Genomic DNA, 24,194 nt, shown 5'->3' with positions numbered 1-24,194 from the left:
GCTCAGGCCGAAGGGATAATCAACATTTGCCCCAACTGCACCGTCCCGGAAGACATGTTGTTCGCCTGCTGGATCGCTTTCATGCTTACGCCGTATCGGGCGGCAATATCACTCAGCGTATCGCCCCGTACGACTTTGTGTTTTATCACAGTTGCGCTTTTCTTCGCCTGTGGTGCCGGCGCGGTTGCAGCGCTTTTCCCCTTCGCCGTGGCCACCGATGACGCGCCGGCAGGAATCTTCAGCCGCTGCCCCACCCAGACCACGTCTTTTTTCAGGCGGTTAATTTCACGGATGGCGTCCATAGTGACGCCATAACGCGTAGCGATTCCCGACAGGGTTTCTCCGGTCGCCACGGTATGGCGCAGCGTGGTCCCCGTTGCGATTTGCGCCGGCTCAGCGGTTATTGTCTGTTTCACCGTCTGCGGGGCGAGCGGACGGTTTTCCTGCTTTGGGACGTTTTGTAACGGATGAGTCTGGAAATAGCTACGCAACCCTTGATAGACGGCGTTGGCGACTTTTTCCTGATACTCGTTGCTGCCCAGCAGCCGTTCCTCGCTCGGATTAGAAATAAACCCGGTTTCCACCAGTAACGACGGAATATCCGGTGAACGCAACACCCCCAGGCTGGCGTGCTCCGGCCGGCGCTTATGCAGACTGCCGACCCGTTGCAGCTCACGCAGCACTTTTACCGCCACATCGTAGCCCACCCGCTGAGAATGCCCGAATTGCAGATCCAGCACCGCCTGGCTCAGGTAGGGATCGGCAGCGCTGTTGGCCAGCAAATCGCCCGCCCCGCCCAACAACTCGGACTGTTTTTCGTGTTGTTCCAGCCAGTTGGCCATTTCACTGTTGGCACGCCGATTGGATAGTACCCACACAGAGGCGCCGGTCGCACCGCGATTGGGCGCGGCATCGGCATGAATAGAGACCAGCAGATTAGCGCCTTGTTTACGCGCTACGTCGGAACGCCCCATCACCGAAATAAAGTAGTCGCCATCGCGGGTCAACACCGGTTTGAACGCCGGATCGGCGCTCATAATGGCCCGCAGCTTACGCGCTATCGAGATAGTGACGTTTTTTTCATGCAGCCCCCCGGGGCCGGAAGCCCCCCGGATCCTGACCTCCGTGACCGGCATCAATCGCCACAATGATTTTCTCGCCGTTGCCTGCCCGCCCCGAAACACGGGTCGGTGCGGCGGCAACCGCTGCCGAGGATGACTGAGGAACGAAAGGATTACGCCCGGCCTGTGCCGATGGTTGCGCAGATTGCACGGCTGGCTTGCGAGCCGTGGGTTTGCGTTCACCCGTCAGCGTGAAAACGGCGCCATTGCCTTCTTTCGCCGATTTAACCTGCACCTTTTGCGTCAGGTCCAACACCAGACGCAGGCTTTTCGGATCCTTAGCATTACTGGAACGGATACGAGAAATCAGGTTTTGGCCGTTAAACACCAGCGGCAGCCCTTTTATCACACCAGACTGGCTGATATCGATAACAACCCGGCTGGGGTTATCCAACGAAAAGTATTCATATACCGGCTGACCGCTGAAACTCAGCGTCACAACCGCTTCGCCGGCGGCGTTATTCACCCGGATATCAGTCAGACTGCTCGCCCACAACGGCCAGGACAACATCAGCAAGAGCCCGGCCAGAGCGTTGATTAACCGCACAGTCATGACGCGTCTTGCTCCGATTGCGCAATCAGCGTCGCCATCATGCGCTCGCCCTGCGGTGTACGCGCCGTGATCTCCGCCTGGCGCCCCGCCCCCTGATAACTGAGCAACAACTCGACATCCGCATCCGGCAGGATACCCGCGCCTTGCTGCGGCCACTCAATCAGGCAGAGCGCATCCTGCGACAAATAGTCGCGAATCCCCATGAACTCGAGTTCTTCCGGGTCAGCCAGCCGATAAAGATCGAAGTGATATACCGGACGCGGCAGCAGCGCATAAGGCTCCACCAGTGTATACGTCGGGCTTTTCACATTGCCCTGATGACCCAATGCCTGCAGGAACCCACGGCTCAGCGTAGTTTTTCCTGCCCCCAGATCACCCAGTAGGTAAATAATGGTAGCGCGCTCGCAGGCTTTGGCTAACGCCGCCCCCAGCGCAATCGTGGCTGCCTCATCCGGCAAAGGTAACAAAAGCGTTTTCATTCTGTATTTTCTAAGGATATCCGCTCAGGATTTACATACTGCGGCAATACCGCCATCAAATCGGTTGCCAACATCCCGCGTGTGCCCTGCCGCTGCGCCAGCCAATCGGCCGCCGCACCGTGGGCCACACAACCGGCGCAGGCCGCATCGTACAACGACAACCCTTGCGCCAGCATCGCCCCAATCATCCCCGCCAGCACGTCGCCCATGCCGCCGGTCGCCATACCGGGATTCCCCACATCGGCGATGGATAAAGCCCCTTGCTCGCTCGCCAGCACCGTCCCGGCGCCTTTTAGCACTACCACGCCGCCATAGCGTTTAACCAGACGCTGTGCAGCAAGTAAGCGATCACTTTCAATATCGGCAATCCGACAATTCAACAGACGGGCCGCTTCACCGGGATGTGGCGTCAAAACGCGATTCTGACGTTTATACGGGCTGATTGCCAGCAGGTTGAGCGCATCAGCATCCCATAACATGGATTTGTTACAATTTTCCACGATTCGCAGTGCGTTTTTGCCCCACTCACGCTGGCCTAAACCGGGACCGATAACCACCACATCCGCCCAGGCTATTCCTGCTTTTACCGAATCCGTAGTCAGCTCCTGCGCCATCAATTCCGGGCGAGACACCAGTAACGCGGCCAGATAATTTTTGTGAGTAAGCACTCGCACCAAACCTGCGCCACTACGTAATGCCGCCTCACCCGCCATAAAAACTGCGCCACCGGTACCGTCGTCGCCGCCGATAATCAATAATCGACCGTGCTCGCCTTTGTGCGCGCCCGGACGTCGCGGCTTCAGCCATTGCGTCAGTGAGGCCGCGCTTAAACGAGTAATCGGCGCCGTTTGTTGCGCCAGCCAATCGCTCAGTCCTAAATCATGGAAATGGAGCCGACCGACAACATCCCGCGCCTGACCGGTTAATAAACCGGGTTTCAGCGCGATAAAGGTCACCGTATGCGCGGCATGAATCACGGCACCGGCATAAACGCCGGTTTGTGCATTCAATCCAGAGGGGATATCCAGCGCGACGATCGGCGCCGGATGGCGATTAGCCTGAACGATCAGTGCGTCATAAGGCGCCCGCGGGGCAGATGTCAGCCCGGTTCCCAGCAGACCGTCGATGATCAAATCCACGCCATCCGGCCAGGGCGCATCGCCAGACTGTTCGCTACCGTTGGCATCGCGCCATGCCTGACGCGCCAGATGCGCTTGCGGCGGCAGAGGCCGTTCGCCGCTCCCCGCAATCACCGTTACCGCTATACCTGCAGCGCGCGCCAGCGTGGCCACCACATACCCATCACCGCCATTGTTGCCATGCCCGCACAGAATCAGCCAATGCCGGGCTGCAGGATACTGCCGCCGGGCGATGCGAAAGGCCGCGTCCCCCGCACGTTGCATTAACCTATGTAGTGAGACGCCGACGGACTCCGCCGCCTGCGGCTCCTCGCGGCGCAACCAGTCAGGCAAAAAGACAGTATGAGGCAGGTCGGGTGATGATCCGCCGGGCTGATACACGCGTTGCTCCTGATGCATGCCATCCCTCCGTCGGGAGTAGAATTGTGCGCCTCAACTTAGCAAGGTCTGCCGGCAAGCGCCATAAGCAGAGATAAGGAAAGATAACGATTCGCCGAATAAGATTCAGCACGAGCCCTATTCGGGCAACCAATGGTAAAATCAGCCCTCGGTCTTTTCCCTAATGGTTACGCATGGCATACCCCTACGATCTCAACGAACTCGCACAACTCATCAAACAATGGGGGCTGGAATTGGGTTTCCAGCATGTAGGGATTTGCGACACCTATTTGTCTCATGAAGAACCTCGGCTACAGGCGTGGCTTGATAAACAATACCACGGTGAAATGGAATGGATGGCACGCCACGGCATGATGCGGGCACGCCCGCATGAACTGTTGCCCGGCACGTTACGCGTCATCAGCGTGCGCATGAACTACCTGCCGGCCAAAGCGGCGTTTGCCAGTACGCTGAAAAATCCGCGCCTCGGTTATGTCAGCCGTTATGCATTGGGGCGCGACTATCATAAGTTACTGCGCCAGCGGCTGAAAAAACTGGGCGACCGGATTCAGGCGCACTGCGGCGACTTGCAATTTCGCCCCTTCGTCGACTCAGCGCCGATCATGGAACGGCCGCTAGCCGCCAAGGCCGGGCTTGGCTGGGTTGGCAAGCACTCACTGGTGCTAAACCGGGAAGCCGGCTCCTGGTTCTTTCTGGGAGAACTGCTGATTGACTTGCCGTTACCGGTAGACCAGCCGGTTGAAGAACAGTGCGGTAAATGCGTCGCCTGCATGACGACGTGCCCCACCGGCGCGATTGTCGAGCCTTATACCATTGACGCCCGACGTTGCATTTCCTACCTGACGATTGAACTGGAAGGCGCGATTCCTGAGGGACTGCGCCCTTTAATGGGAAACCGCATTTACGGCTGCGACGATTGCCAGTTGATTTGCCCCTGGAACCGCTTTTCACAACTCACCGACGAACCCGATTTCAGCCCACGTGCCGCGTTGCACGCACCGGAGTTACTGGAACTGTTTAGCTGGGATGAAGCCCGTTTCCTGCGGGTCACGGAAGGTTCCGCTATTCGACGCATCGGCCACGAACGCTGGCTGCGAAACATCGCCGTCGCACTGGGCAACGCACCTTATGAAGACAAGATTGTACTGGCGCTGCAAAACCGACTGGGAGAAAGTGTATTGCTGGATGAGCATATTCAATGGGCCATCCGTCAACAACTGGCCCGGCGCAAACAGCATACCGTTGATGTCCAGTTGCCGCAGAAGAAGCGACTTATCCGCGCAGTCGAAAAAGGTTTGCCGCGAGATGCCTGAGATTTCCCGCCGTAATGCTTTGACGATATGAACCATTTTCCTGTGGATAATTTTAAAAAAACGTTGTCAATCAATCATCACAAAAAGTACAAGTGATCTGCACAGTGTTTTTTATTATAAATTTTTCTTTTTATTTCAATGATTTGAATTAATGCGTTTTTCATGATGTTTCTATACCGACGCACAAGACCTGTTTTCAGGCTGTGGATAAGTCTGTTCAGAAAAGTATGAACATATGCAGAAAAACGATATGACGATAATCAGAAAAAGAAGGGATGAGAAATTGGAGCGGGAAACGAGACTCGAACTCGCGACCCCGACCTTGGCAAGGTCGTGCTCTACCAACTGAGCTATTCCCGCAAACGCGACGCTTAAGTATTGACGCTTTTTCGACAAACGCAAACCGGCGTAGGCATATTTTGCATCGCTTTTATGATGTTACAATTAACTTATTGATTTAATTGCATTTAAAAAGACGAATCGCAAAGAGGGCAGCATTATGAACCAATCTATTCATTCTGACAAGAGGGAAAATACAATTTTATCCCTCCCCCGGTAATCGGCGCCCAGTCATCAGTAAGAACGTGAAAAATCCACTTCCCCCGCCAGCGCCAGCCCTTGCTGAAAACGCGGTAGATTATCCAGAAATAATGCTCCCAGTCTGGCCGGCATCAGCGGACCGGCAACATGTGGGGTGATGGTGAGATTCGGCGTGCGCCAGAACGGATGTGCAGCAGGCAGAGGTTCTTGCCGAAACACATCCAGCACCGCGCCCGCTATCTGCCCCTCATGCAAGGCCGTGCACAAATCGGCATCCACCACCGCCGTACCACGGCCAACATTGATAAAGAGTACCGAGGGTTTCATCGCAGCGAATATCCCGGCATGGTAGATGTCCTTCGTCGCCGGCGTATCCGGTAAAATGTTGACGACATAATCCGCAGACGCCACCCTCTGCTCAAGCGCCGGCAATCCTTCCACGCGTTCAAACATCGGCAACGCACGCGGTGAATGAGCTATCCCCTGCAGCACAACGCCAAAGGGCTGCAAAAAAGTTGCGACTTCCCGGCCGATATCGCCCGCGCCGACAATCAGCACCCGGCGGCCGGACAACGAACCCGGCAAGAGCTTTTTCCACTCTCCGCGCTGCTGGCTTCGTTCACGTTGCGACAAATGCAACTCATGCTGCAACAAATAAGCAATGACATATTCGGCAATAGGTTGACCAAACACACCGACGGCCCGGCTTAACCGATAATCACGCGGTAGCTCGGTTGCCAGCAACGGCCGATACCCGGCCCAGGTGGATTGCAGCCAGCGCGGTTTCACGCCCTGAGCCAGTAACCGTGCGGCTTTATCCGGCTCACCGACCCAAATGTCGCACGCAGCGGCCTGAGCAGGTTCGCCTGAACCTATGAAAAGCGTCAGCTCCGGGGCGGCGTCATGCAGCACATCCCGCAGTTCATCCGCACGGGAATCCAGCAGCAAAATGGGTGTCATCGTGGTGTCGTTATCAGTGGAAAAACGTGCTGCCGATGATATATCAAATCACAGTAACGCCAAATAACAGTCACTTATGGCTTATACAGTATAGATAAAAGAAAAGATATCGATAAGAATTTGGAGCGGGAAACGAGACTCGAACTCGCGACCCCGACCTTGGCAAGGTCGTGCTCTACCAACTGAGCTATTCCCGCTTAGGATGGTCATTCAAACAGCCTTAATGTACCTAATTCTTTGTAATCCACTGATTATAAAGGCTTTAACACGTTAAGGCGTTTGGAATGGCGCTGATTATGGACCTGTTCTCACCCGCTGGCAAGCCCTTTTTCACACGCTCGGCTTTGTTTGCTTACAATATCGCCAGCCGGACAATGCTTCACAGACAATGCTTCATCTCGTTGCCGGCCCCCAGCAATCATGAGAGAGACAAAGATTGCCCAGCCATTATTCGGCATATATTCCGTTAATGAAATAAATAAGAGGTTTTATACCCAAAATAATTCGAGTTGCAGGAAGGCGGCAAGAGAGTGACAAATTCGTCGGGAACGAATTTGACCAGCCAACGGCTGGCCTCCGGTGAGAGACAGGATGTCTCTCATTTCATCCCGATGAGCTTACTCAGGTAAGTGATTCGGGTGAACGAACGCAGCCAACACACCTGCAACTTGAAGTATGATGGGTATAGACATAAAATTTGATTGAGCGCGACCCTTCATTCTGGCAAATTAAGCCGACATTGAATAAAACATCAATGGCTGACACCCGATACTAAAAATAATACAGTCAGTTTCAAATAGCGTTATACCCGAAATAATTCGAGTTGCAGGATAAACAGTGTTGTGTTTTGAACAACGCTATGGATTGGCGCTGTAGGGCTAATCATCGGTAACCTGAAAAATGAAAGGTATATTACTCGACAACACCACAACCACCCTTTCATTTTTACGCAGGCTTTTGAGAAGCAGGTTGCTGGTTCATTTCTGGAGAGTACGCTGATGCCAGATAGTAATATATTCTTATCTTCCCTGCTCGAACGGCAATTACATGCCGCCGCCGGACGCGCCTGCGCCCGGGAGGCGGCATTGAGCCGACAGGAATTGCACCAAAAAGCCCGTGCGTTGCTCGATCAACTCACTGGCATAGAAGATGATAGTTATCAGTATGATCATACGGAATTGCCCACAGATGATGTCCGCGAGCGTTTGGCTCGCACCCGTCAGGCTACCGCCTTTGTCAACGGTGCGGGCACCAATCCGTTCAGCGGGCTGACTTATCACCAATTATCTCTGATTGTCTACGATGACAGCGGCGAATTTACCCTGAATGAACGTCGGGCCGCGTGGAGCGAAGCCTATACGCAGGACCAGGCCTGGCGCCGGCATATTGTCACGCAGGCTCGGCTCGGCTATGGCCATCCGCACTGGCAAATACACTTTTTCACCGCCGTACTGAAAAATTACCGCTCGCTGCCCGCCATTGAAAAAGCCCAATACCCGCGCCACTACGAGCGGGAATTGCAATGCCATATTTTGCCCAGCGGCGACAGAGCGCATCCGCTCGATTTTTCCGGCTTGTTTAATTACCCCAGTCTGCTGGAAATGCTGCTGGCTATCAGGCAGGACGGCGCCAGACAGGAAACCCTCTCACCCGAAGTGAACCCTATCCCCTAAGCCCGGCCGCCAGACCACGGATCGAGGTCAGGCGTGCGGTCGGGTCGTCGATAGGGGTATGGATGATGAACTCGTCGATGCCGAAACGTTGATGGTAATACTGCAACTGGTGATGGACCTCCTGCGTGGTGCCGTACAGAATATTTTGTGCCTGCTTTTCAATACGGAACAGCGTACTGCCGGATTGTTGCACCAGCCTGTCCGCCTGTTCCTGCGTCAGCACATTGAGTGGCGCACGATCACCGATGTACACCTTGTAGTTATAACGCTCACCCGCCAATGCTTTGGCTTCATCGTGACTGCCTGCCACGACAACTGACAGTGACAACAGCGCCTGCGCGTGTTCGGGCCGATACTCGCGCCAGGCAAGTAACGCCTCGGTCAGCACACGCTCACTGGGCTGGATAAAACCGGCGAACACAAAATGCCATCCCAGTGATGCCGCCAGACGCGCACTGTCTGCACTGGCTCCCAGCAAAAAGCGCGTCGGCGGTGCCGGCGGTAATGGCGTAGCAGACAAGCCGTCATGATCTGAGGGCAGCGCCTCCAGCAGTGCGTTCAGTTGTCGCAGTTTATCGTCAAACGCTACCTGACGCGTCGGGTCGACGTCTTGTTGCAGCGCTCGGGTCGACAGCGGAAAACCGCCGGGGGCTTTACCCACGCCAAGATCGACGCGCTCCGGCGCCAGCGACGACAGCACATGAAAATTCTCCGCCACTTTATAAGGGCTGTAATGTTGCAGCATCACCCCGCCGGACCCAATGCGGATGTGCCGGGTATGGGCCAGCAGCCAGGCTATCAACACTTCCGGCGACGCCCCCGCCAGAACATCCGAATTGTGATGCTCAGATACCCAGAAACGGGAGTATCCCAACGTTTCGGCGACACCGGCCAAGGCCGTAGTCTGCGCCAGCGCGTCGGTAGCCGTCATCCCCTGCGCAATCGGGCTTTGATCTAATAAGCCAAGACGATAATCCATATATTTCCCTTTTTTGATCCGGGCCTGAATTTTTTGCATATTTTCATACGCGATAAAAATCCATAAATAACAAAATAGTGTTTATTTAGTACAAATCTCACTACCCAACAGTGAGATAAAAAATAATCAAAAAAGTAAATCACCTATTCTTCACGGCATGAAACTATTCAACAGACATTTCTATTTCTCTTCCTTATCGCTTTAACTTCAATTGTTGAATAAACAAATCACAAAACCCTCTGAGATATTTTTTTGCTTTGGCATATTCAGATTTGTTGTTTTACATCCCGGATCCGCTCGTCAATAGTACTTTCCAGTTTTCTTAACTCGCCATTAACCACCTGAATATAGGGTTTCTCCCGCACCTTATCCGTGCCGGAGACGGATTTCCTTTCGCCAAATTTCGCTGTAGGGAGCATGCTGATGAGTAAAAAAACCATTCCCGGAAACAACACGAACCCTGACCGGCGTCAGTTGAGGCTGGGGGTCATCTTGCAGGGCGCGGCCGGAAATATGTCGGCCTGGCGGCACAGCAACGTAGTGCCGGACGCCAGCATCAATTTCGGCTTCGTACTGGATTCGGTGAAAAAAGCCGAGCAGGGCAAATTCGACTTCGCCTTTGTGGCTGACGGTTTGTATATCAACGAAAAATCCATCCCCCATTTTTTGAACCGCTTTGAGCCGCTGACGTTGCTGTCGGCGCTGGCGGCATCAACCCATCACATCGGGCTGGTCGGCACGCTGTCCACTTCCTACAGCGAGCCGTTCACCACGGCGCGCCAATTCGCCAGCCTCGACCATCTTAGCCACGGCCGCGCCGGCTGGAATGTGGTGACCTCGCCGCTGGAAGGGTCGGCCAAAAACTTTTCCCGCCCCCGACACCCGGAACACGCCCTGCGCTACCGCATCGCCGATGAGTTTCTACAGGTGGTCAAAGGATTGTGGGATTCCTGGGAAGACGATGCGTTTATCCGTGACAAGGCCAGCGGCCGCTTCTTCGACCCGCAAAAACTGCATCCATTGAATCATCAGGGTGAATTCTTCTCCGTCGCCGGGCCGCTCAATATCGGGCGTACACCGCAGGGCCGCCCGATTATCTTTCAGGCCGGGGCGTCGGATGACGGCAAGAAACTGGCCGCCAGCCACGCCGATGCCATCTTCACCCACCAGCACACGCTGACGGAAGCGCAGGCGTTTTACCGCGACGTCAAACAACAGCTTGCAGAACACGGGCGACGTGACGATCAGTTGCACATTTTTCAGGGCGTCAGCGTACTGGTGGGCGACGACGCAGAAGACGTGGAGCGCCAGTATCAGAACACCGCCGCACTGGTCACTATTGAAGATGCACTGAATTACCTCGGCCGCTACTTCGAACACTACGACTTCTCGCAGCACCCGCTGGATGAGCCGTTTCCGGATATCGGCGCGCTGGGTCAGAACAGCTTTCGCAGCACCACCGATGAAATCAAACGCAACGCCCGCGAACGCGGATTAACCCTGCGTCAGGTGGCGCTGGAAGCCACTACGCCACGCCCGCTGTTCGGCGGTACGCCGCAACAAGTGGCGGATGGGTTGCAACTGTGGTTCGAACAGCGCGCCGCCGACGGCTTCATCATCCAGAGCGCCACGCCGGACAACTTCACCCGGTTTGTCGATCAGGTGGTGCCGTTACTGCAACAGCGCGGTGTATTCCGCCGTGACTATCCCGGCTACACGCTGCGGGAAAGTCTGGCGCTGGAGTATCCGGTTAACCGTTACGCCGCTGCCCGCCGGCCAACAGAGGAAACGGCACCGTGAACGCGCGCCACGCTACTGCTTGCCGCACTGCTGTTCAGCGCAAGCGGGCAGTACGCACAGGTGCTGGATCGCTGGGGCGAGAATGACGAAAAAGTCACGCGCTCCGACATTAATCCACGCGGTCTGGACGAGTAACGCGGTTCGTCCTTCCGCTGAGGTTTTATTTTTAAGGAAATACGCTATGCAGACTCTCGCTGTTCATTCGTTTTACCGCCTGGTCGCCACGCTGTTTGGCGGCTGGCTATTGCTCAGCAGCGCACAGGCCGCCGGCATTGATCTCAACGCTAACCGACAACCGATCCATGCGCCCAAGAACCCGCAGGCCATCGCGCAGATCCCGCCGGGGTTCAGGTTTGTCGCACCGGGTAAACTCACCGTCGCCGTAGCGGCATTAGGTTCCTCGCCGCCGCTGGCTTTTCTGGCCGATGACAACAAAAGCCTCATCGGCAGCGAACCGGACATCGCCCGGCTGGTGGCCGACAGCCTCGGGCTGGAATTGAATCTGGTGGCGACCTCATGGGAAGACTGGCCGTTGGGCGTCGCCTCCGGCAAGTACGATGTCGCCATCACCAACGTGACCGTCACCAAAGCGCGTAAAGAACGTTTTGACTTTGCCACCTACCGCGCCGACACATTGGGCTTCTACGTGAAGTCCAACAGCAAGATAAGCGCGATCCAAACCGCCAGGGATATCGCCGGGCTGCGAATTATCGTCGGTTCCGGCACCAATCAGGAAGCCATCCTGCTCGACTGGGATAAGCAAAATCGCGCCGCCGGCTTACCGCCTTTTCAACCGGTTTACGTCACCGATGCCGCCGCCGCCAACCTGAGTATTCAGTCCGGCCGCGCCGACGCCACGTTCGGCCCGAACGTCACCGGCGCCTATGCGGCAGCGCTGCACGAGCAAACCCGACTGGTGGGCACCGTCAACGGCGGCTGGCCGCAGGTGGCGCACATCGCGGTCACCACCCGCAAAGGCAACGGCCTGGTGACCGCGCTCAATACCGCGCTCAACGGCGTGATTCAGAGCGGTGAATACGACCGGGTGCTGAACCGCTGGGGGGAAAGCGTGGAGCGCATCGATCGCTCGGCAATCAACCCGCCGGGTCTGGGCGACACGCCGCTGTAATCCGCATCCGGCCGTACAGGGAGAACACCATGTCTGACGAACGTTTCATGATTACTGACCCGGAAGACCCGCGCATTACCCCGGTTCTGGACGGGTTATTTGCCGAATACCGCCAACGCTATGGCGACTACTTCGCCCATCAGGATTCGGAAGATCACGGGCTGTATTTACCGCCCGACGGTATTTTTATCGTATTGCTGCGCGACGAACGCCCCATCGCCACCGGCGCGTTCAAACGCTACGACGTCGCCACCGCCGAGCTCAAAAGGATCTGGACCGACAAAACCCTGCGCCGTCAGGGGCTGGCCAGGCGGGTGCTGCGTGAACTGGAACACCATGCCCGTCGGTTGGGTTATCAGGCGCTGTTCCTGACCACCGGTTTCCGTCAGCCGGAAGCGGTTGGGTTGTACCTGAGCGAAGGCTATCTGCCGCAGTTCGATACTCAACTCGATCCGGAATATTACAGCCTGCCGCCGCACGATGGCCGGTTGCCGTTTCGTAAGCCGCTGTATGAGCCGTCGGCTAGCCGGGCAGCGCAACATGAACGGGCCGTCGGGTAATAAGGATACGCTTATGACGTCATCAATCCCCTTTGCACGGCATCCGGCGGATGCCCCTTCTCCAGCGTTACGCGTGGTACCGGCCCGCTATCCGTTGCGTATCGCCGGCACCTTGTTTTCGCTGTTTATTTTCGCCGGCGTTGCCGAGTCGGTGGCGCTCAACGGCCGCTGGGAATGGCCGGTGTTCGCCAGCTATTTCTTTAACCCGGTGATTCTGGAAGGGTTAGGGCGCACCCTGATGCTGACGCTGCTGGGCACCCTGTTCAGCATTATCGCCGGCACCGGGCTGGCGCTGGCGCGGTTGTCGTCGTCCACCTTACTCAGCACGCTGGCCTGGTTGTATATCTGGCTGTTTCGATCGCTGCCGCTGATTCTGGTGCTGATTATCCTCTACAACTTTTCGTACCTGTACGACGCGCTGGCACTGGGCATCCCCTTCACGTCCATCGAGTTTTTCCGCTACCCGACCATTGACGTGCTCGGCCCGTTCGCCGTGGCGGTGCTGGGGCTGACGCTGGTGCAATCGGCCTACACCGCCGAAATCATCCGCGGCGGCATTCTCGGCGTCGACGCCGGGCAGTTCGAAGCCGCCGCCGCACTGGGCTTGCCGGGTTATCGCCGCACCTGGCGGATTATTCTGCCGCAAGCGTTACGCTCGATTTTGCCGACCGGTTTCAACGAAATCATCAGCCTGGCTAAGGGCACTTCGGTGGTGTACGTGCTGGCGCTACCGGAGCTGTTTTACACCGTGCAGGTGATTTACAACCGCACTCAGCAGGTGATTCCGCTGCTGATGGTCGCCACCGTTTGGTATCTGGTGATCACCAGCGTGCTGTCGGTGTTGCAGTATTTTGTCGAACGCTATGTCGCCCGCGGCGCGGTGCGGGAAACGCCGACGCATCCGCTGCGGCGGCTATTTCAGCGCCTGACCGCACATCGTCGTCGCTGATTTTCAGGGAGAAGCAACATGTCTGAAGCTATTGATCTCTATTCGATTGCGCGTACCGCACCCCGCGCCGTCACCCATCAAGGCCGGATCGACATTCAGGGGGTCGGTAAGTGGTTCGGCACACACCGGGCGCTGGATAACATCAACCTGACACTGCCGCCCGGCTCGGTCACGGTGATTATCGGGCCGTCGGGGTCCGGCAAATCTACCTTGCTGCGCACCATCAATCATCTGGAGCGGGTGGACGAAGGCACTATCCGTATCGACGGTGACTACATCGGCTATCGCCGCGCAGGTGATACGTTGTATGAGCTGAAAGAGCGGGAAATTCTGCGCCAGCGCCTCGGCGTCGGCTACGTCTTCCAGAACTTTAACCTGTTCCCGCACCTGACGGTGTTGGAAAACATTATTGAAGCGCCGCGAGTGCACCGCCTGTACCGTCGCGCTCAGGCACGGAGCGTGGCACTGGCATTGCTGGACCGGGTCGGATTACGCCACAAGGCGCATGCGTATCCGCGCCATCTGTCCGGCGGGCAGCAACAACGCATCGCCATCGCCCGTGCGCTGGCGCTCAACCCTAAAGTGATGCTGTTTGACGAACCCACCTCGGCGCTGGATCCGGAACTGGTCGGGGAGGTACTGGACGTGATCAAGGATCTGGCGCGATCGGGCGTCACGATGGTGATCGTCACCCATGAGATCGGTTTCGCGCGTGAAGTGGCGGATCAGGTGGTGTTTATGGTGGACGGCAAAATCGTGGAAAGCGGCGACGCGCATCAGGTGCTGAACCATCCGGCCCATCCGCGCACCGTCCGCTTTCTCAACAAAGTACTGTAGTTTGCCGGCGCCAGTTTACCGGTGTCCTGATTCCCCGGCTGACGCCGGGAGAGGAGAGATTATTTCAGTCGTTCACGCAGTTCGGTGGACGCCTGCAACGGTGAGGCCAGCACATCGCGGCGCTGCTTGCTGTCGGTGGTGTAGGCATCCCAGAACCATTCCATCATGCTGCGGCTCAGGAAATACCCTTTCTGGAACTGCCGGTAAGACGCCGTGTCGAAGTTGGCGTCGGTCACCGGCCAGCAAGACCGCGACAAGACATTTCTTCATGATGGCTTACCCTGGCGTTAAGTGAAAATATCTATTTTTTAATGAGTTATGTTTGCTTTTTATCTAACTCAGATGACGGTCAGTTTTACATCAATGTTGCCGCGCGTCGCGTTGGAGTACGGGCAGACAATGTGCGCTTTCTGTACCAGATCTTCCGCTACCGCACGGTCCAGACCCGGCAGAGCGATTTTCAGTTCAACTTCGATGCCGAAACCGTTCGGAATCGCGCCGATCCCCACGCTGCCATTAATGGTGGTGCCCGCCGGAATCGACACTTTGTCGCGTGCGCCGACGAACTTCAGCGCCCCCAGAAAACAGGCGGAGTAACCGGCTGCGAACAGTTGCTCCGGGTTGGTGCCTTCACCGCCGGCCCCACCCAGCTCGCGCGGGGTGGTCAATTTGACATCCAATTGCTGATCGGAAGAGACCGCGCGTCCGTCACGACCGCCGGTCGCCTGGGCATGCGCAACATAGAGAACTTTTTCAATAGACATGGTGTGACTCCTTTTGAGTGGATTGGGTTGGTAACTTTAATCGCTAAAAACTAAATCGCACACTACTTAATTGGATACAAAAAAGCATAGTCAACAAACACACGCTACATCCATCATCAAATATGCCTGATGAGGCTGGCGCGCAGCGTTTCCAGATCGTGCTTGATGGCACGCAACTGCTCGATATTACATTCCGATGCACAGAACACGCCTTCCGGCACCGCTTTCGCTTTATCCTGCAAACCACGCCCGTCATCGGTCAGCTCAATCAGTACCTGACGTTCATCTTCCGTGCCGCGACGACGCGTCACCAGCCCTGCGGTTTGCAGGCGCTTGAGCAGCGGCGTCAGGGTGGCGGAATCGAGAAACAGGCGCTCGCCCAGCTCAGATACCGTTATCCCGTCGCGTTCCCACAACACCAGCATCACCAGATACTGGGGATAAGTGAGGTTCAACTCAGTCAGCAAACGGCGATACAGTTTGTTCATCGCCAGATTCGCCGAGTAGAGTGCGAAACAGAGTTGACCATCCAGTTGGAAAGCGTCATCACTCAGTGTCGGTTGGGTGTTGGTATCTTTTCTGTTCATGGTCGCCAATCTACATCGCTCAAAATTAAATAGCAAGCGATTTAGATTAAAAAATAACAAAAAAAGAGCAGAAAAAACTAATGCATTGATAATATACCCAAAATAATTCGAGTTGCAGGACAACACGCTCGCGTGTTGAACAACGCAACGCGTTGGCCCGTCAGGGCAAGGCTCATTAAGAGCCTTGTAACGCGGCAAGTGAGTGACAAATTCGTCGGGAACGAATTTGACCAGCCAACGGCTGGCCTCTGGTGAGAGACAGGATGTCTCTCATTTCATCCCGATGAGCTTACTCAGGTAAGTGATTCGGGTGAACGACAAATCGGCATACGCCGATTTGAACGCTGCTTGCAGCGGCCCGAAGGGCGAGGCCCATTGATGGGCCGAGTCACGCAGCCAACGCACCTGCAACTTGAAGTAGACGGGTATAAATAAAAACCGGCGATTAACACCGCCGGTTTTCAATCAACGTCATGCCGTATGACGACTATAAATGCGGATAAACCCCCGGCCCGATTGGCAGCCCCAGCAGATACCACGCCAGCAGCAATACCAGCCAGACGGTAAAAAACACCAGCGGATACGGCAGTACCAGCGAGTAATACGTACCCAGTTGCGCCTCTTTGTGATAACGCTGCAAAAAGCCAAGAAATAGTGGAACGAACGGCGATACCGGCGCCAGCGGGATCACCGAGGAATCCGCCACCCGAAACACAATCTGAGCAAACGCCGGATGAAAGCCCAGCAACATAAACATCGGCACGAAGATCGGCGCCAGAATCGACCAGATAGCCGAACCGCTGGCAATGAACATACACAGAAACGCCGACAGGAAGATCAGCCCGACAAACGCCGGAATGCCCGTCATCCCCAGCGACTCCAGCAAGTCGGTCAGCCCGATGGCGATAAACTTGCCCATGTTGCTCCAGTTGAAGAACGCCACGAACTGCGACAGCGGAAATACCATGACGATAAAACCGGCCATGCCTTTCATCGGGTCCACCATCAGCTGCGGCAGGTCATTCTGGGACTTAATCTGACCGGTAACCATGCCGTAAGGAATCGACACCACAAAGAAAAACGCAATGATCAGCGGTACGATGCCCTGAATGAACGGCGACGGCATGACGGTATGCTTGACCGGATCGCGCAGCGGCCCCCACTCCGGCACCACCAGCAGCGCCACGATAGCAATGAATACCAGCGCGGCGATGCCGCTGGCGCGCAGGCCGCGGTTCTGTTCCGGCGTCAACCGGGACAGGTTTTCGTTACGCTCGCCCTGATACGGCGGCAGGCGCGGCTCGATGAATTTGTCCGTCAGCAACGCGCCGGCGATGGTCAGCACAACTACCGAGGCCGCCATAAAAAACCAGTTATCAATGACGCTGACATGTACCGCCGGGTTAATCACCTTGGCCGATTCGGTACTCAACCCCGACAACAGCACATCGGTGGTGACGATCAGCAGATTAGCGGTAAAACCGGAGCCGACGCCGGCAATCGCCGCCAGCAGACCGGCCACCGGATGACGGCCGACCGCCAGAAAAATCAGCGCGCCCAGCGGCGGCATCACCACCAGCGCGGCATCCGACGAAATGTGGCTGAAAAAGGCGATAAACAGCACCATGTAGCTGGCATAACGGGCGCTGACCCGCGAGGCCATTTTGTACATCAGCGTTTGCAGCAGGCCGACGCGCTCCGCCAGCCCGGCGCCCAGCACCAGCGCCAGAATGGCGCCCAGCGGAGTAAAGGCACTGAAGTTCTTGATGACGTTGGGCAACATCCATTGCAGCCCTTCCACGCTGAGCAGGTTTTTTACCCGCACCACTTCACCGTTGGCCGGGTTGGTGGCGGTAATGCCAAACCAGGAAAACAGCGCGCTGGCCACCATCAGCGCGGCAATCAGGTAGACAAACAACAGAAACGGATTGGGAATTTTGTTCCCCACCCGCTCTACCCACTGAAATAGCCCGCCCGGCTGCGGCTGACGGCTTTCCGCTGTCACACTCATGTTTTTCCCCTCTGTACTGAATTTTTATCTGGTTGTGTTGTTGTGATTGATGTGGTTGTGGTTGTTGTGATCGGTACTGCTGTAACGGGTGTCATCGCTTTTCGGGCAGCCGCGCGACTCGGCTTATCCGGCCCAGAGCTGCGTTGCGGGAACGGCGCAACGCAGCGCCCCCCTTGGCAAAACTTCAATAAAAACCGTCAAATCAATGTGATAAGGGTGATGGCCGGATACCGGCCGGGATCGGGCAGCGGTAAGGCGTTTCCTGACGTTGCTGTTGCCATTCCTGTCGGCAGGCCTGCAACAACGTGCTATCGGTAAACAGCGCCAGCGCGGTGGCCGACATCACTTTCGCCGCCAGCAGCATCCCCTTATGCGCCAGCGAGGTACGCCCCTGCGCCACCGCTTGCCAGGTATGCAACGGCGTACCCAGCGCATAGCAGGGACTGAAGCACTGGGCGGTCGGCACCAGCCAGCTCACATCCCCGACGTCGGTGGAGCCGGAAAGCACAGCCTCGGTCGGGGCATAGGGCGCGACCTGAGTAGTCAGCGCATGGCCGCTGAGCGAACGGCTGAACGCCTGACCGGCCGTGCCGCCGGTACGGGCGAGGGTCGCCAGATTGCTGGCGATGTCTTCGGCGCTCAGCGTCCGCACGATGTCGGCGGCATACGTTTGCTCCTGTTCGCTATACACCGGTACGCCGAACGCCTGTAAAAAACCGTACATCGCCTGTTCCAGCGTCCGGTTGGGGACATAGTTGGAACAAGCCTTGTCGAAACGCACCGTCAGGGTGGTGTCGGTCATCAGCGCCGCGCCGCGGGCGATATTCACCACCCGCTCATAGATGGCCTGCGCCTGATCGATCTGCGGCGCGCGCACCAGATACAACACTTCGGCGTCCGCCTGCACCACGTTGGGCGAATGACCGCCGGTGTCGGTCACGGCGTAATGCAGCCGGGCTTCAGGAATGATGTGTTCACGCAGGAAATTCGCACCGGTGTTCATCAGCGTTACCGCATCCAGCGCGCTGCGCCCCAGATGCGGTGCCGCCGCCGCATGTGCCGCCACTCCTTTGAAACGGAATGCGGCCTGAATGTTGGCCAGCGTCGGCGTGCAGAACATGCCGCTGAAGGTTTCCGGATGCCAGGCCAGCGCCGCGTCCACGTCGTCAAACACGCCTTCACGCGCCATGAAGGTTTTGCCGGAACCGCCCTCTTCCCCCGGACAGCCATAAAAGCGAAGGGTGCCGACCTGCGGATGTTGTTCCAGCCAGGCTTTCACTGCCAGTACACCGCCCAGGCCAGCGGTGCCGAGCAGATTATGACCGCAGCCGTGACCGTTGCCGCCCGCCGCCAGCGGCGCCGGTACTGCGCAACCGGCCTGCTGGCTCAACCCAGCCAGCGCGTCAAACTCGCCCAACAGCGCCACCACCGGCTGGCCGCTGCCGAAGCTGGCGACAAACGCGGTATCGATGCCGGCAACGCCGCGCTGCACGCTGAAGCCTTCCGCTTCCAGCGCGCCGGCCAGCCGTTCGGCCGAGTAGTGCTCGGTAAACCGGGTTTCCGGGTGGTCCCAGATATCATCGGCGATGGCGACCAACTGTTGCGCGCGGGCGGCCAGCGTGTCGTTAACAAATTCGACGATCGTCTGGGTCATTACGCCTCCCCAAACGCGTGGATATTGAGCGCCAGCAGCGCCAGCGTTTTCACCGCCACCGCCATCACGCTTTCGTCAAAATCGAATTTCTCGTTGTGATGACCAGCGCTGAGTTCGGTGCCGAACACGGCGTAAGAGGCCAGGCCGCCGTGCGCTTTTACCCGCTCCATCAGGTAGGTGGCATCTTCCGAGCCCGCCGCGCCGTCTTTACGGTCGATAATGTGGGTTAGCTCGCCGACCAACCCGGCCTGACGGTGAATAAACTCCACCCATTCAGGGCTGGGCTGGCTACACTGGGCGGCCCCCATCAGCGCCACATCCACCTCGACGCCGTGCATCAGAGCAGCCCCCTCGATCACCTTCAACGCCTGCTGATAGATAAATTCGTTAACCTCGTTGGTGGCGCCGCGGGTTTCCACTTTCAGGGTGGCGTGCGACGGCACCACATTGCGCCCGGTGCCGGCCTGCAGCACACCCACGTTGATGCGTGAACTACCGCCGCTGTGGCGTGGAATGGCGTGCAGCCCCAGCGTAGCCTGCGCCGCCGCCAGCAGGGCGTTGCGCCCCTCTTCCGGTCGGCCGCCGGCGTGAGACGCCACGCCGCGGTAGCTGACGTCCAGCTTGGTGGTCGCCATAAACGTGTCGTTGCCGCACACCAAATGGCCGTTCGGAATGCCGGTGCCGATGTGAATGGCGGTGAAATAATCCACGTCATCCACCACGCCTGCTTCCGCCATCGACTTACCGCCGCGGGTGCCCTCTTCCGCCGGCTGGAACAAAATCTTGATGGTGCCGCACAGACGATCGCGCATCGCCATCAATACCTGTGCCAGCCCCAACCCGATGGTGGTGTGACCGTCATGGCCGCAGGCATGCATCATGCCGTTATTGCAGGACGCAAACCCTTCGCGGAAGGGGCGGTGATCGTCCGCCAGTTGTTCGTTCAGATCGAGCGCGTCCATATCAACGCGATAGCCGATAACCGGGCCGGGACGCCCGGTGTCCAGCGTCGCCACGATGCCGGTAAAACCGCCGGAGAAATAGGGCAACCACTGCGGCAGCGCGCCCTGCGCCAGCGCTCGCTGTTCCTGCGCCTGCAATACCTCGTCCGGCGGCAACCCCATGCGAGCGTCGGCGTTGATCACCTCGCGCCCGAGCTGCAACCGATACCCCATCTGATGCAGCGCCTCGGCAACCCGTGTCGCCGTGCGGAATTCCAGCCAACCGGATTCCGCATATTTATGCAAATCGCGGCGGGTTTCCCGCAACCACGGGATAAGGTGTTCTACGCGTTGTGATAAATCGGAATAAAGATCATCTGAGTGCATAAGCCTGTTTTCTCTGGTGGTGTCCTGAACGATGACGCTCGCATCACGCGCCGTCATGCAACTGAAAAAAATGTACACAAACCCACCAGAGTGAATAAGATGTCAGGATCTTTGGCGTGATAAATCGTGGTTATCACCAAAACAGAGCCAGGAGAACGCGATGAGCCAGAACGTGAAGCTACATCAGTTGCAATCATTCGTCGAAGTGGCGCGCCACGGCAGTATCCGGGCCGCATCACGCCAGCTCAACCTGTCGCAGCCGGCGCTGACCAAATCCATTCAGGAACTGGAAGCCTATCTGGGCGCACGCCTGTTCCTGCGCCACCGTCAGGGCATGGTGTTGACCGACTGCGGCGAAGCCTATTTCCGCCACGCCAGTCTGATCATGGAAGAGTTGCGCGTCGCCCGCGAAGATATTCAGCAACGGCTCGGACAAGCCAGCGGGCGGGTTAATATCGGTGTCGGCGCCAGCGTCGCCCACACGGTAATGCCGGAGGTGGTCAGCCGCTTTCACCGGCTGTACCCGCAAGTCAAACTGCGGATCACCGAAGGACAACTGGTGGCGATGATCCACGAGTTGCGGCAAGGAGAGCTGGATTTTACCGTTAATACCTATTCCGGTTCAGCTTATGATAACGAACTGTTATATGAAAAACTGATGGAAAAGGAGTACTGCGTGGTGGTACGGCGCGATCACCCGATTCAGCAAGCGCGTTCGTTGGAGGATTTACTGGACTACGAGTGGACCATGCCCACGCCACGTGGCAGTTACTATAAGCAACTGTTTGATCTCTTTGCCACGTTACCGATGACACCGCGTATCAGCGTCACCTGCGAAACGCTGATGTCGAGCGTCAGTCTGGTCGCCAAAACCGACTTCATCAGCATTCTGTCACGGGATGTCATCCGCGACCCGATTCTCGGTGAACGCCTGCGGGTACTGGAACTGGAGCAGCCGCTGCCCAAAGCCACCTTCTATCTGATTCAACGCAAAGACACCATGCTGTCGCCGATGGGTACTCAACTCGCCAAGCTGTTTCGCATGTATTGCCAGTAGTACGGCTGTACTGTCAGTAGTACGGCTGTATCGTCAGTAGTACGGCTGTATCGTCAGTAGTACGGCGACGTGTGATATGACCGTCATCGCCGTTCATACGCGATACGCTCGGTTTCGGTTGCACGGCCTATTAATGCGATAAAAAACATGCCGATAAAAAACGGGCGCGGCCACCCATTCGTCGCCGCGCCCGTCAGGTCGATCCCGATTCGTCTCGCGTCACGTCCGACGCGGCAGGGATCAGAACGATGTCCAGTCGTCGCCGGATTTCTGCGGTGCTGATGCCGTGTTCAGATTCGTTAGTGCCGCCACCTTGCCGGCCGGTTTATGTACCCGACGCGCCGCCGATGCATCGGCTACGCCGGGCAGTCTGAACACCGCGACAATCTCGTTCAGGTGGTGAACCTGCTCTTCCAACGAGGCGGACGTCGCCGAAGACTGTTCAACCAACGCCGCGTTCTGCTGCGTTACGCTGTCCATTTGCGTGATGGCCGTTCCCACCTGAGAAATCCCTTTGCTTTGCTCGCTGGATGCCGACGCGATTTCCCCCATGATATCCGTCACATTGGTGACCGATTTCAGGATGTCTTCCATCGACTTGCTGGCCAGCGACACCTGCTCGTAACCATTTTTGACATTGTCTACCGATTCGTCGATCAGGGTTTTGATTTCTTTCGCCGCCTGCGCGCTACGCTGCGCCAGACTTCTGACCTCGCTCGCCACCACCGCAAACCCTCGCCCGGCTTCGCCGGCACGCGCCGCTTCCACCGCCGCATTCAACGCCAGAATATTGGTCTGGAAGGCAATACCGTCGATCACGTTGATGATGTCGGCGATTTTCTGCGAGCTTTGGGTAATATTTTGCATGCTGTGACTGACCGCCTGCACCACGCCGCCGCCGTTGTTGGCGGCGGTGGAGGCATCCCTGGCCAACACGCTGGCCTGTTGAGCGTTATCGGCGTTTTGTTTCACCACCGCGCTCAATTGTTCCATGCTGGCGGCGGTTTCACTCAACGCGGCGGCCTGCTCTTCGGTGCGTGAGGATAAGTCGCTATTTCCCGCAGCGATTTCGCTGCTGCCATGATAAATCTCACTGGCGCTTCGGCGAATCTCGGCGACTGTTTTTATCCAGTTATTCTGCATGGTGTGAACGAATGGAATGAGTTGCCCCACTTCATTGCGCCCCATTTCATCGACAGTGGTGTCCAATTGCCCATTCGACAGAATTTGCAAGTGCGCTTTCACTTGCTCCAGCGGACGACCCATATGAATAGCCAGATAACGGTCGGTTAATAACACCACACCTAAGCCGATAATCATGGCGACGATCAGCGTCACCTTACACCAGTACACCCAGGCTGAAATACGCCCCTGCGCTTCGGTTTTCAGATTTTTAATAATCTGATTGTATTCATTGATGGCAGTAGTGAATTTTACCCGTAACGGGTTATATTTTTCCGACATGAGTTTTGCATAGGCATCGTGATTATTCTGCCTGGCCGCGTCCAGCATCGGCACAATGGCTTCGCTGAATAGCTGGTAAGAGCTGTTATAAATATCATCAATGGATTTCGTGCTGATATTGGCATGGTCAGTCACTTTAAATTGCGCCAACCCACCCTTTAAAAACTCCACATCGCCTGCGGCCTCGTTAAGCAATGAGCGCTCGCGGCTACTGTTATCTCCGGCAGCCAGCGCTTCATCCATCGTCAATTTAACTTTGTAGTAACGATCACTGGCGCCATTGATAATATCGCCGTTAATTTGCTGCACATTCGTCAGGCCGATTTCGTCCGTCAGGCTGTTGAGCGAATACAAAGAGAAGAAAGAGACGCCGCCCCATAACAAAGTAAATATAATCAGGATAGCCAGCATCATAATCCTAATCCTGATGTTACGAATAATACTCATTTGACACCTCTAAAATGAAAAAATACATCGTTTGTTTTTATAGATTTGTATTGAATAACCATTTTATTTAACACTCCTTGTTTCGAATAGATATCATTCCTCAAACAATTCGAACTACCGAATAACACGTTTCTAACACATACGTGTTACCTCTTCAGGATGAAATCAATGAAATAAGCCAGAAAGGCAGCTAACTCACCGTCAGCATGAAGTGTATCAGGCATACCACACGAGTTATTTAGGATACAGGTCTCTATATCGGCTGTACTTTTCTTTTATTTAATTAATTACCTTAAAATAGCCAAAAGATATATTCATAATAAAAACGGCAAGTAAAGTAATAAGAAATATAACCAAAATAATTCGGGTTGCAGGAAGGCGGCAAGAGAGTGACAAATTCGTCGGGACCGAATTTGACCTGCCAACGGCTGGCCTCCGGTGAGAGACAGGA

18 protein-coding genes, 2 tRNA genes and 2 pseudogenes are annotated in these 24,194 nt (G+C 56.4%); 8 read left to right on the top strand and 14 right to left on the bottom strand.

Annotated features, from left to right (window positions below):
* Positions 1-2: 2 nt before the first annotated feature.
* From amiB to nnr, 3 genes and pseudogenes are all read right to left on the bottom strand, one after another.
* Positions 3-1,674 (bottom strand): annotated as a pseudogene (gene amiB, locus DCH402_RS02450) (N-acetylmuramoyl-L-alanine amidase AmiB).
* Positions 1,671-2,153 carry a tRNA (adenosine(37)-N6)-threonylcarbamoyltransferase complex ATPase subunit type 1 TsaE gene (gene tsaE, locus DCH402_RS02445; RefSeq protein ID WP_012768253.1) on the bottom strand — a complete coding sequence of 161 codons (483 nt, stop codon included), beginning with the start codon at positions 2,151-2,153 and terminating at the stop codon, positions 1,671-1,673. Before tsaE ends, amiB begins: the two are co-directional and overlap by 4 nt.
* A complete protein-coding gene (gene nnr, locus DCH402_RS02440; protein WP_039999467.1) occupies positions 2,150-3,691 on the bottom strand; it encodes a bifunctional ADP-dependent NAD(P)H-hydrate dehydratase/NAD(P)H-hydrate epimerase in 1,542 nt (513 codons plus the stop codon). The genes tsaE and nnr overlap by 4 nt, the downstream gene beginning before the upstream one ends.
* A 173-nt stretch (positions 3,692-3,864) precedes the next feature.
* Here nnr and queG point away from each other — a divergent pair, with 173 nt between their 5' ends.
* Positions 3,865-5,004, top strand: coding sequence for a tRNA epoxyqueuosine(34) reductase QueG (gene queG, locus DCH402_RS02435; protein WP_039999466.1), 1,140 nt, complete (start codon positions 3,865-3,867; stop codon positions 5,002-5,004).
* A 284-nt stretch (positions 5,005-5,288) separates the two neighbouring features.
* On the opposite strand, the gene DCH402_RS02430 is transcribed toward queG, so the two are convergent.
* From DCH402_RS02430 to DCH402_RS02420, 3 genes are all read right to left on the bottom strand, one after another.
* A tRNA-Gly gene (locus DCH402_RS02430) sits at positions 5,289-5,364 on the bottom strand.
* Positions 5,365-5,577: 213 nt separating this feature from the next.
* Complete coding sequence (locus DCH402_RS02425; protein WP_039999465.1) at positions 5,578-6,504, bottom strand: D-2-hydroxyacid dehydrogenase; 927 nt, start codon at positions 6,502-6,504, stop codon at positions 5,578-5,580.
* 121 nt (positions 6,505-6,625) lie between these two features.
* Positions 6,626-6,701 (bottom strand) — tRNA-Gly (locus tag DCH402_RS02420).
* An 801-nt stretch (positions 6,702-7,502) separates the two neighbouring features.
* On the opposite strand from DCH402_RS02420, the gene DCH402_RS02415 reads away from it, so the two are divergent.
* Positions 7,503-8,177, top strand: a complete 675-nt coding sequence (locus tag DCH402_RS02415; protein ID WP_039999464.1) for a hypothetical protein — start codon at positions 7,503-7,505, stop codon at positions 8,175-8,177.
* On the opposite strand, the gene DCH402_RS02410 is transcribed toward DCH402_RS02415, so the two are convergent.
* Positions 8,167-9,156 carry an MsnO8 family LLM class oxidoreductase gene (locus DCH402_RS02410; protein WP_040003317.1) on the bottom strand — a complete coding sequence of 330 codons (990 nt, stop codon included), beginning with the start codon at positions 9,154-9,156 and terminating at the stop codon, positions 8,167-8,169. The two genes, DCH402_RS02415 and DCH402_RS02410, sit on opposite strands and share 11 nt — an antisense overlap.
* A gap of 423 nt (positions 9,157-9,579) precedes the next feature.
* Here DCH402_RS02410 and DCH402_RS02405 point away from each other — a divergent pair, with 423 nt between their 5' ends.
* From DCH402_RS02405 to DCH402_RS02385, 5 genes are all read left to right on the top strand, one after another.
* A complete protein-coding gene (locus DCH402_RS02405; protein WP_040003314.1) occupies positions 9,580-10,956 on the top strand; it encodes an LLM class flavin-dependent oxidoreductase in 1,377 nt (458 codons plus the stop codon).
* Positions 10,957-11,137: 181 nt separating this feature from the next.
* A complete protein-coding gene (locus tag DCH402_RS02400) occupies positions 11,138-12,085 on the top strand; it encodes an ABC transporter substrate-binding protein (protein WP_039999463.1) in 948 nt (315 codons plus the stop codon).
* Between the two features lie 29 nt (positions 12,086-12,114).
* Positions 12,115-12,645 carry a GNAT family N-acetyltransferase gene (locus DCH402_RS02395; protein WP_039999462.1) on the top strand — a complete coding sequence of 177 codons (531 nt, stop codon included), beginning with the start codon at positions 12,115-12,117 and terminating at the stop codon, positions 12,643-12,645.
* A 13-nt stretch (positions 12,646-12,658) separates the two neighbouring features.
* A complete protein-coding gene (locus DCH402_RS02390; protein WP_039999461.1) occupies positions 12,659-13,594 on the top strand; it encodes an amino acid ABC transporter permease in 936 nt (311 codons plus the stop codon).
* Between the two features lie 18 nt (positions 13,595-13,612).
* The gene (locus tag DCH402_RS02385; RefSeq protein ID WP_039999459.1) at positions 13,613-14,431 is read left to right on the top strand and encodes an amino acid ABC transporter ATP-binding protein; all 819 of its coding nucleotides are present in this window, start codon (positions 13,613-13,615) and stop codon (positions 14,429-14,431) included.
* An 80-nt stretch (positions 14,432-14,511) separates the two neighbouring features.
* Here DCH402_RS02385 and DCH402_RS20985 read toward each other — a convergent pair.
* The 6 genes and pseudogenes from DCH402_RS20985 to DCH402_RS02355 form a co-directional block, all read right to left on the bottom strand.
* Positions 14,512-14,673, bottom strand: a pseudogene (locus tag DCH402_RS20985) (alpha/beta hydrolase fold domain-containing protein); the annotation flags it as partial.
* 96 nt (positions 14,674-14,769) lie between these two features.
* Positions 14,770-15,195: an organic hydroperoxide resistance protein gene (locus DCH402_RS02380; RefSeq protein ID WP_039999457.1), complete on the bottom strand. Its 426-nt coding sequence runs from the start codon at positions 15,193-15,195 to the stop codon at positions 14,770-14,772.
* A 116-nt stretch (positions 15,196-15,311) separates the two neighbouring features.
* Positions 15,312-15,782, bottom strand: coding sequence for a MarR family winged helix-turn-helix transcriptional regulator (locus DCH402_RS02375; RefSeq protein ID WP_012768174.1), 471 nt, complete (start codon positions 15,780-15,782; stop codon positions 15,312-15,314).
* A 487-nt stretch (positions 15,783-16,269) separates the two neighbouring features.
* A complete protein-coding gene (gene abgT, locus DCH402_RS02365) occupies positions 16,270-17,793 on the bottom strand; it encodes a p-aminobenzoyl-glutamate transporter (RefSeq protein ID WP_039999452.1) in 1,524 nt (507 codons plus the stop codon).
* A 202-nt stretch (positions 17,794-17,995) separates the two neighbouring features.
* Positions 17,996-19,447, bottom strand: coding sequence for a M20 family metallopeptidase (locus DCH402_RS02360; RefSeq protein ID WP_039999450.1), 1,452 nt, complete (start codon positions 19,445-19,447; stop codon positions 17,996-17,998).
* Positions 19,447-20,775 (bottom strand): M20 family metallo-hydrolase, encoded by a 1,329-nt coding sequence (locus DCH402_RS02355; RefSeq protein WP_040003313.1) that lies wholly within the window; start codon positions 20,773-20,775, stop codon positions 19,447-19,449. The genes DCH402_RS02360 and DCH402_RS02355 overlap by 1 nt, the downstream gene beginning before the upstream one ends.
* Positions 20,776-20,935: 160 nt before the next feature.
* On the opposite strand from DCH402_RS02355, the gene DCH402_RS02350 reads away from it, so the two are divergent.
* A complete protein-coding gene (locus DCH402_RS02350) occupies positions 20,936-21,832 on the top strand; it encodes a LysR family transcriptional regulator (protein WP_039999448.1) in 897 nt (298 codons plus the stop codon).
* Between the two features lie 240 nt (positions 21,833-22,072).
* Here the strand turns inward: DCH402_RS02350 and DCH402_RS02345 are convergent, their stop codons facing one another.
* On the bottom strand, positions 22,073-23,743 hold the full coding sequence (locus DCH402_RS02345; protein WP_039999446.1) for a methyl-accepting chemotaxis protein: 1,671 nt from the start codon (positions 23,741-23,743) through the stop codon (positions 22,073-22,075).
* Between the last annotated feature and the right edge of the window lie 451 nt (positions 23,744-24,194).

It is taken from the genome of Dickeya chrysanthemi NCPPB 402 (assembly GCF_000406105.1).
Lineage (GTDB): Bacteria > Pseudomonadota > Gammaproteobacteria > Enterobacterales > Enterobacteriaceae > Dickeya > Dickeya chrysanthemi.
This window is presented reverse-complemented; position numbering and strand designations above follow the sequence as displayed.

What these genes read in the sequence shown, in the direction of transcription:
- tsaE (WP_012768253.1), bottom strand. Translation starts at nt 2,153, where the DNA reads ATGAAAACGCTTTTGTTACCTTTGCCGGATGAGGCAGCCACGATTGCG.
- nnr (WP_039999467.1), bottom strand. Translation starts at nt 3,691, where the DNA reads ATGCATCAGGAGCAACGCGTGTATCAGCCCGGCGGATCATCACCCGAC.
- queG (WP_039999466.1), top strand. Translation starts at nt 3,865, where the DNA reads ATGGCATACCCCTACGATCTCAACGAACTCGCACAACTCATCAAACAA.
- DCH402_RS02425 (WP_039999465.1), bottom strand. Translation starts at nt 6,504, where the DNA reads ATGACACCCATTTTGCTGCTGGATTCCCGTGCGGATGAACTGCGGGAT.
- DCH402_RS02415 (WP_039999464.1), top strand. Translation starts at nt 7,503, where the DNA reads ATGCCAGATAGTAATATATTCTTATCTTCCCTGCTCGAACGGCAATTA.
- DCH402_RS02410 (WP_040003317.1), bottom strand. Translation starts at nt 9,156, where the DNA reads ATGGATTATCGTCTTGGCTTATTAGATCAAAGCCCGATTGCGCAGGGG.
- DCH402_RS02405 (WP_040003314.1), top strand. Translation starts at nt 9,580, where the DNA reads ATGAGTAAAAAAACCATTCCCGGAAACAACACGAACCCTGACCGGCGT.
- DCH402_RS02400 (WP_039999463.1), top strand. Translation starts at nt 11,138, where the DNA reads ATGCAGACTCTCGCTGTTCATTCGTTTTACCGCCTGGTCGCCACGCTG.
- DCH402_RS02395 (WP_039999462.1), top strand. Translation starts at nt 12,115, where the DNA reads ATGTCTGACGAACGTTTCATGATTACTGACCCGGAAGACCCGCGCATT.
- DCH402_RS02390 (WP_039999461.1), top strand. Translation starts at nt 12,659, where the DNA reads ATGACGTCATCAATCCCCTTTGCACGGCATCCGGCGGATGCCCCTTCT.
- DCH402_RS02385 (WP_039999459.1), top strand. Translation starts at nt 13,613, where the DNA reads ATGTCTGAAGCTATTGATCTCTATTCGATTGCGCGTACCGCACCCCGC.
- DCH402_RS02380 (WP_039999457.1), bottom strand. Translation starts at nt 15,195, where the DNA reads ATGTCTATTGAAAAAGTTCTCTATGTTGCGCATGCCCAGGCGACCGGC.
- DCH402_RS02375 (WP_012768174.1), bottom strand. Translation starts at nt 15,782, where the DNA reads ATGAACAGAAAAGATACCAACACCCAACCGACACTGAGTGATGACGCT.
- abgT (WP_039999452.1), bottom strand. Translation starts at nt 17,793, where the DNA reads ATGAGTGTGACAGCGGAAAGCCGTCAGCCGCAGCCGGGCGGGCTATTT.
- DCH402_RS02360 (WP_039999450.1), bottom strand. Translation starts at nt 19,447, where the DNA reads ATGACCCAGACGATCGTCGAATTTGTTAACGACACGCTGGCCGCCCGC.
- DCH402_RS02355 (WP_040003313.1), bottom strand. Translation starts at nt 20,775, where the DNA reads ATGCACTCAGATGATCTTTATTCCGATTTATCACAACGCGTAGAACAC.
- DCH402_RS02350 (WP_039999448.1), top strand. Translation starts at nt 20,936, where the DNA reads ATGAGCCAGAACGTGAAGCTACATCAGTTGCAATCATTCGTCGAAGTG.
- DCH402_RS02345 (WP_039999446.1), bottom strand. Translation starts at nt 23,743, where the DNA reads ATGAGTATTATTCGTAACATCAGGATTAGGATTATGATGCTGGCTATC.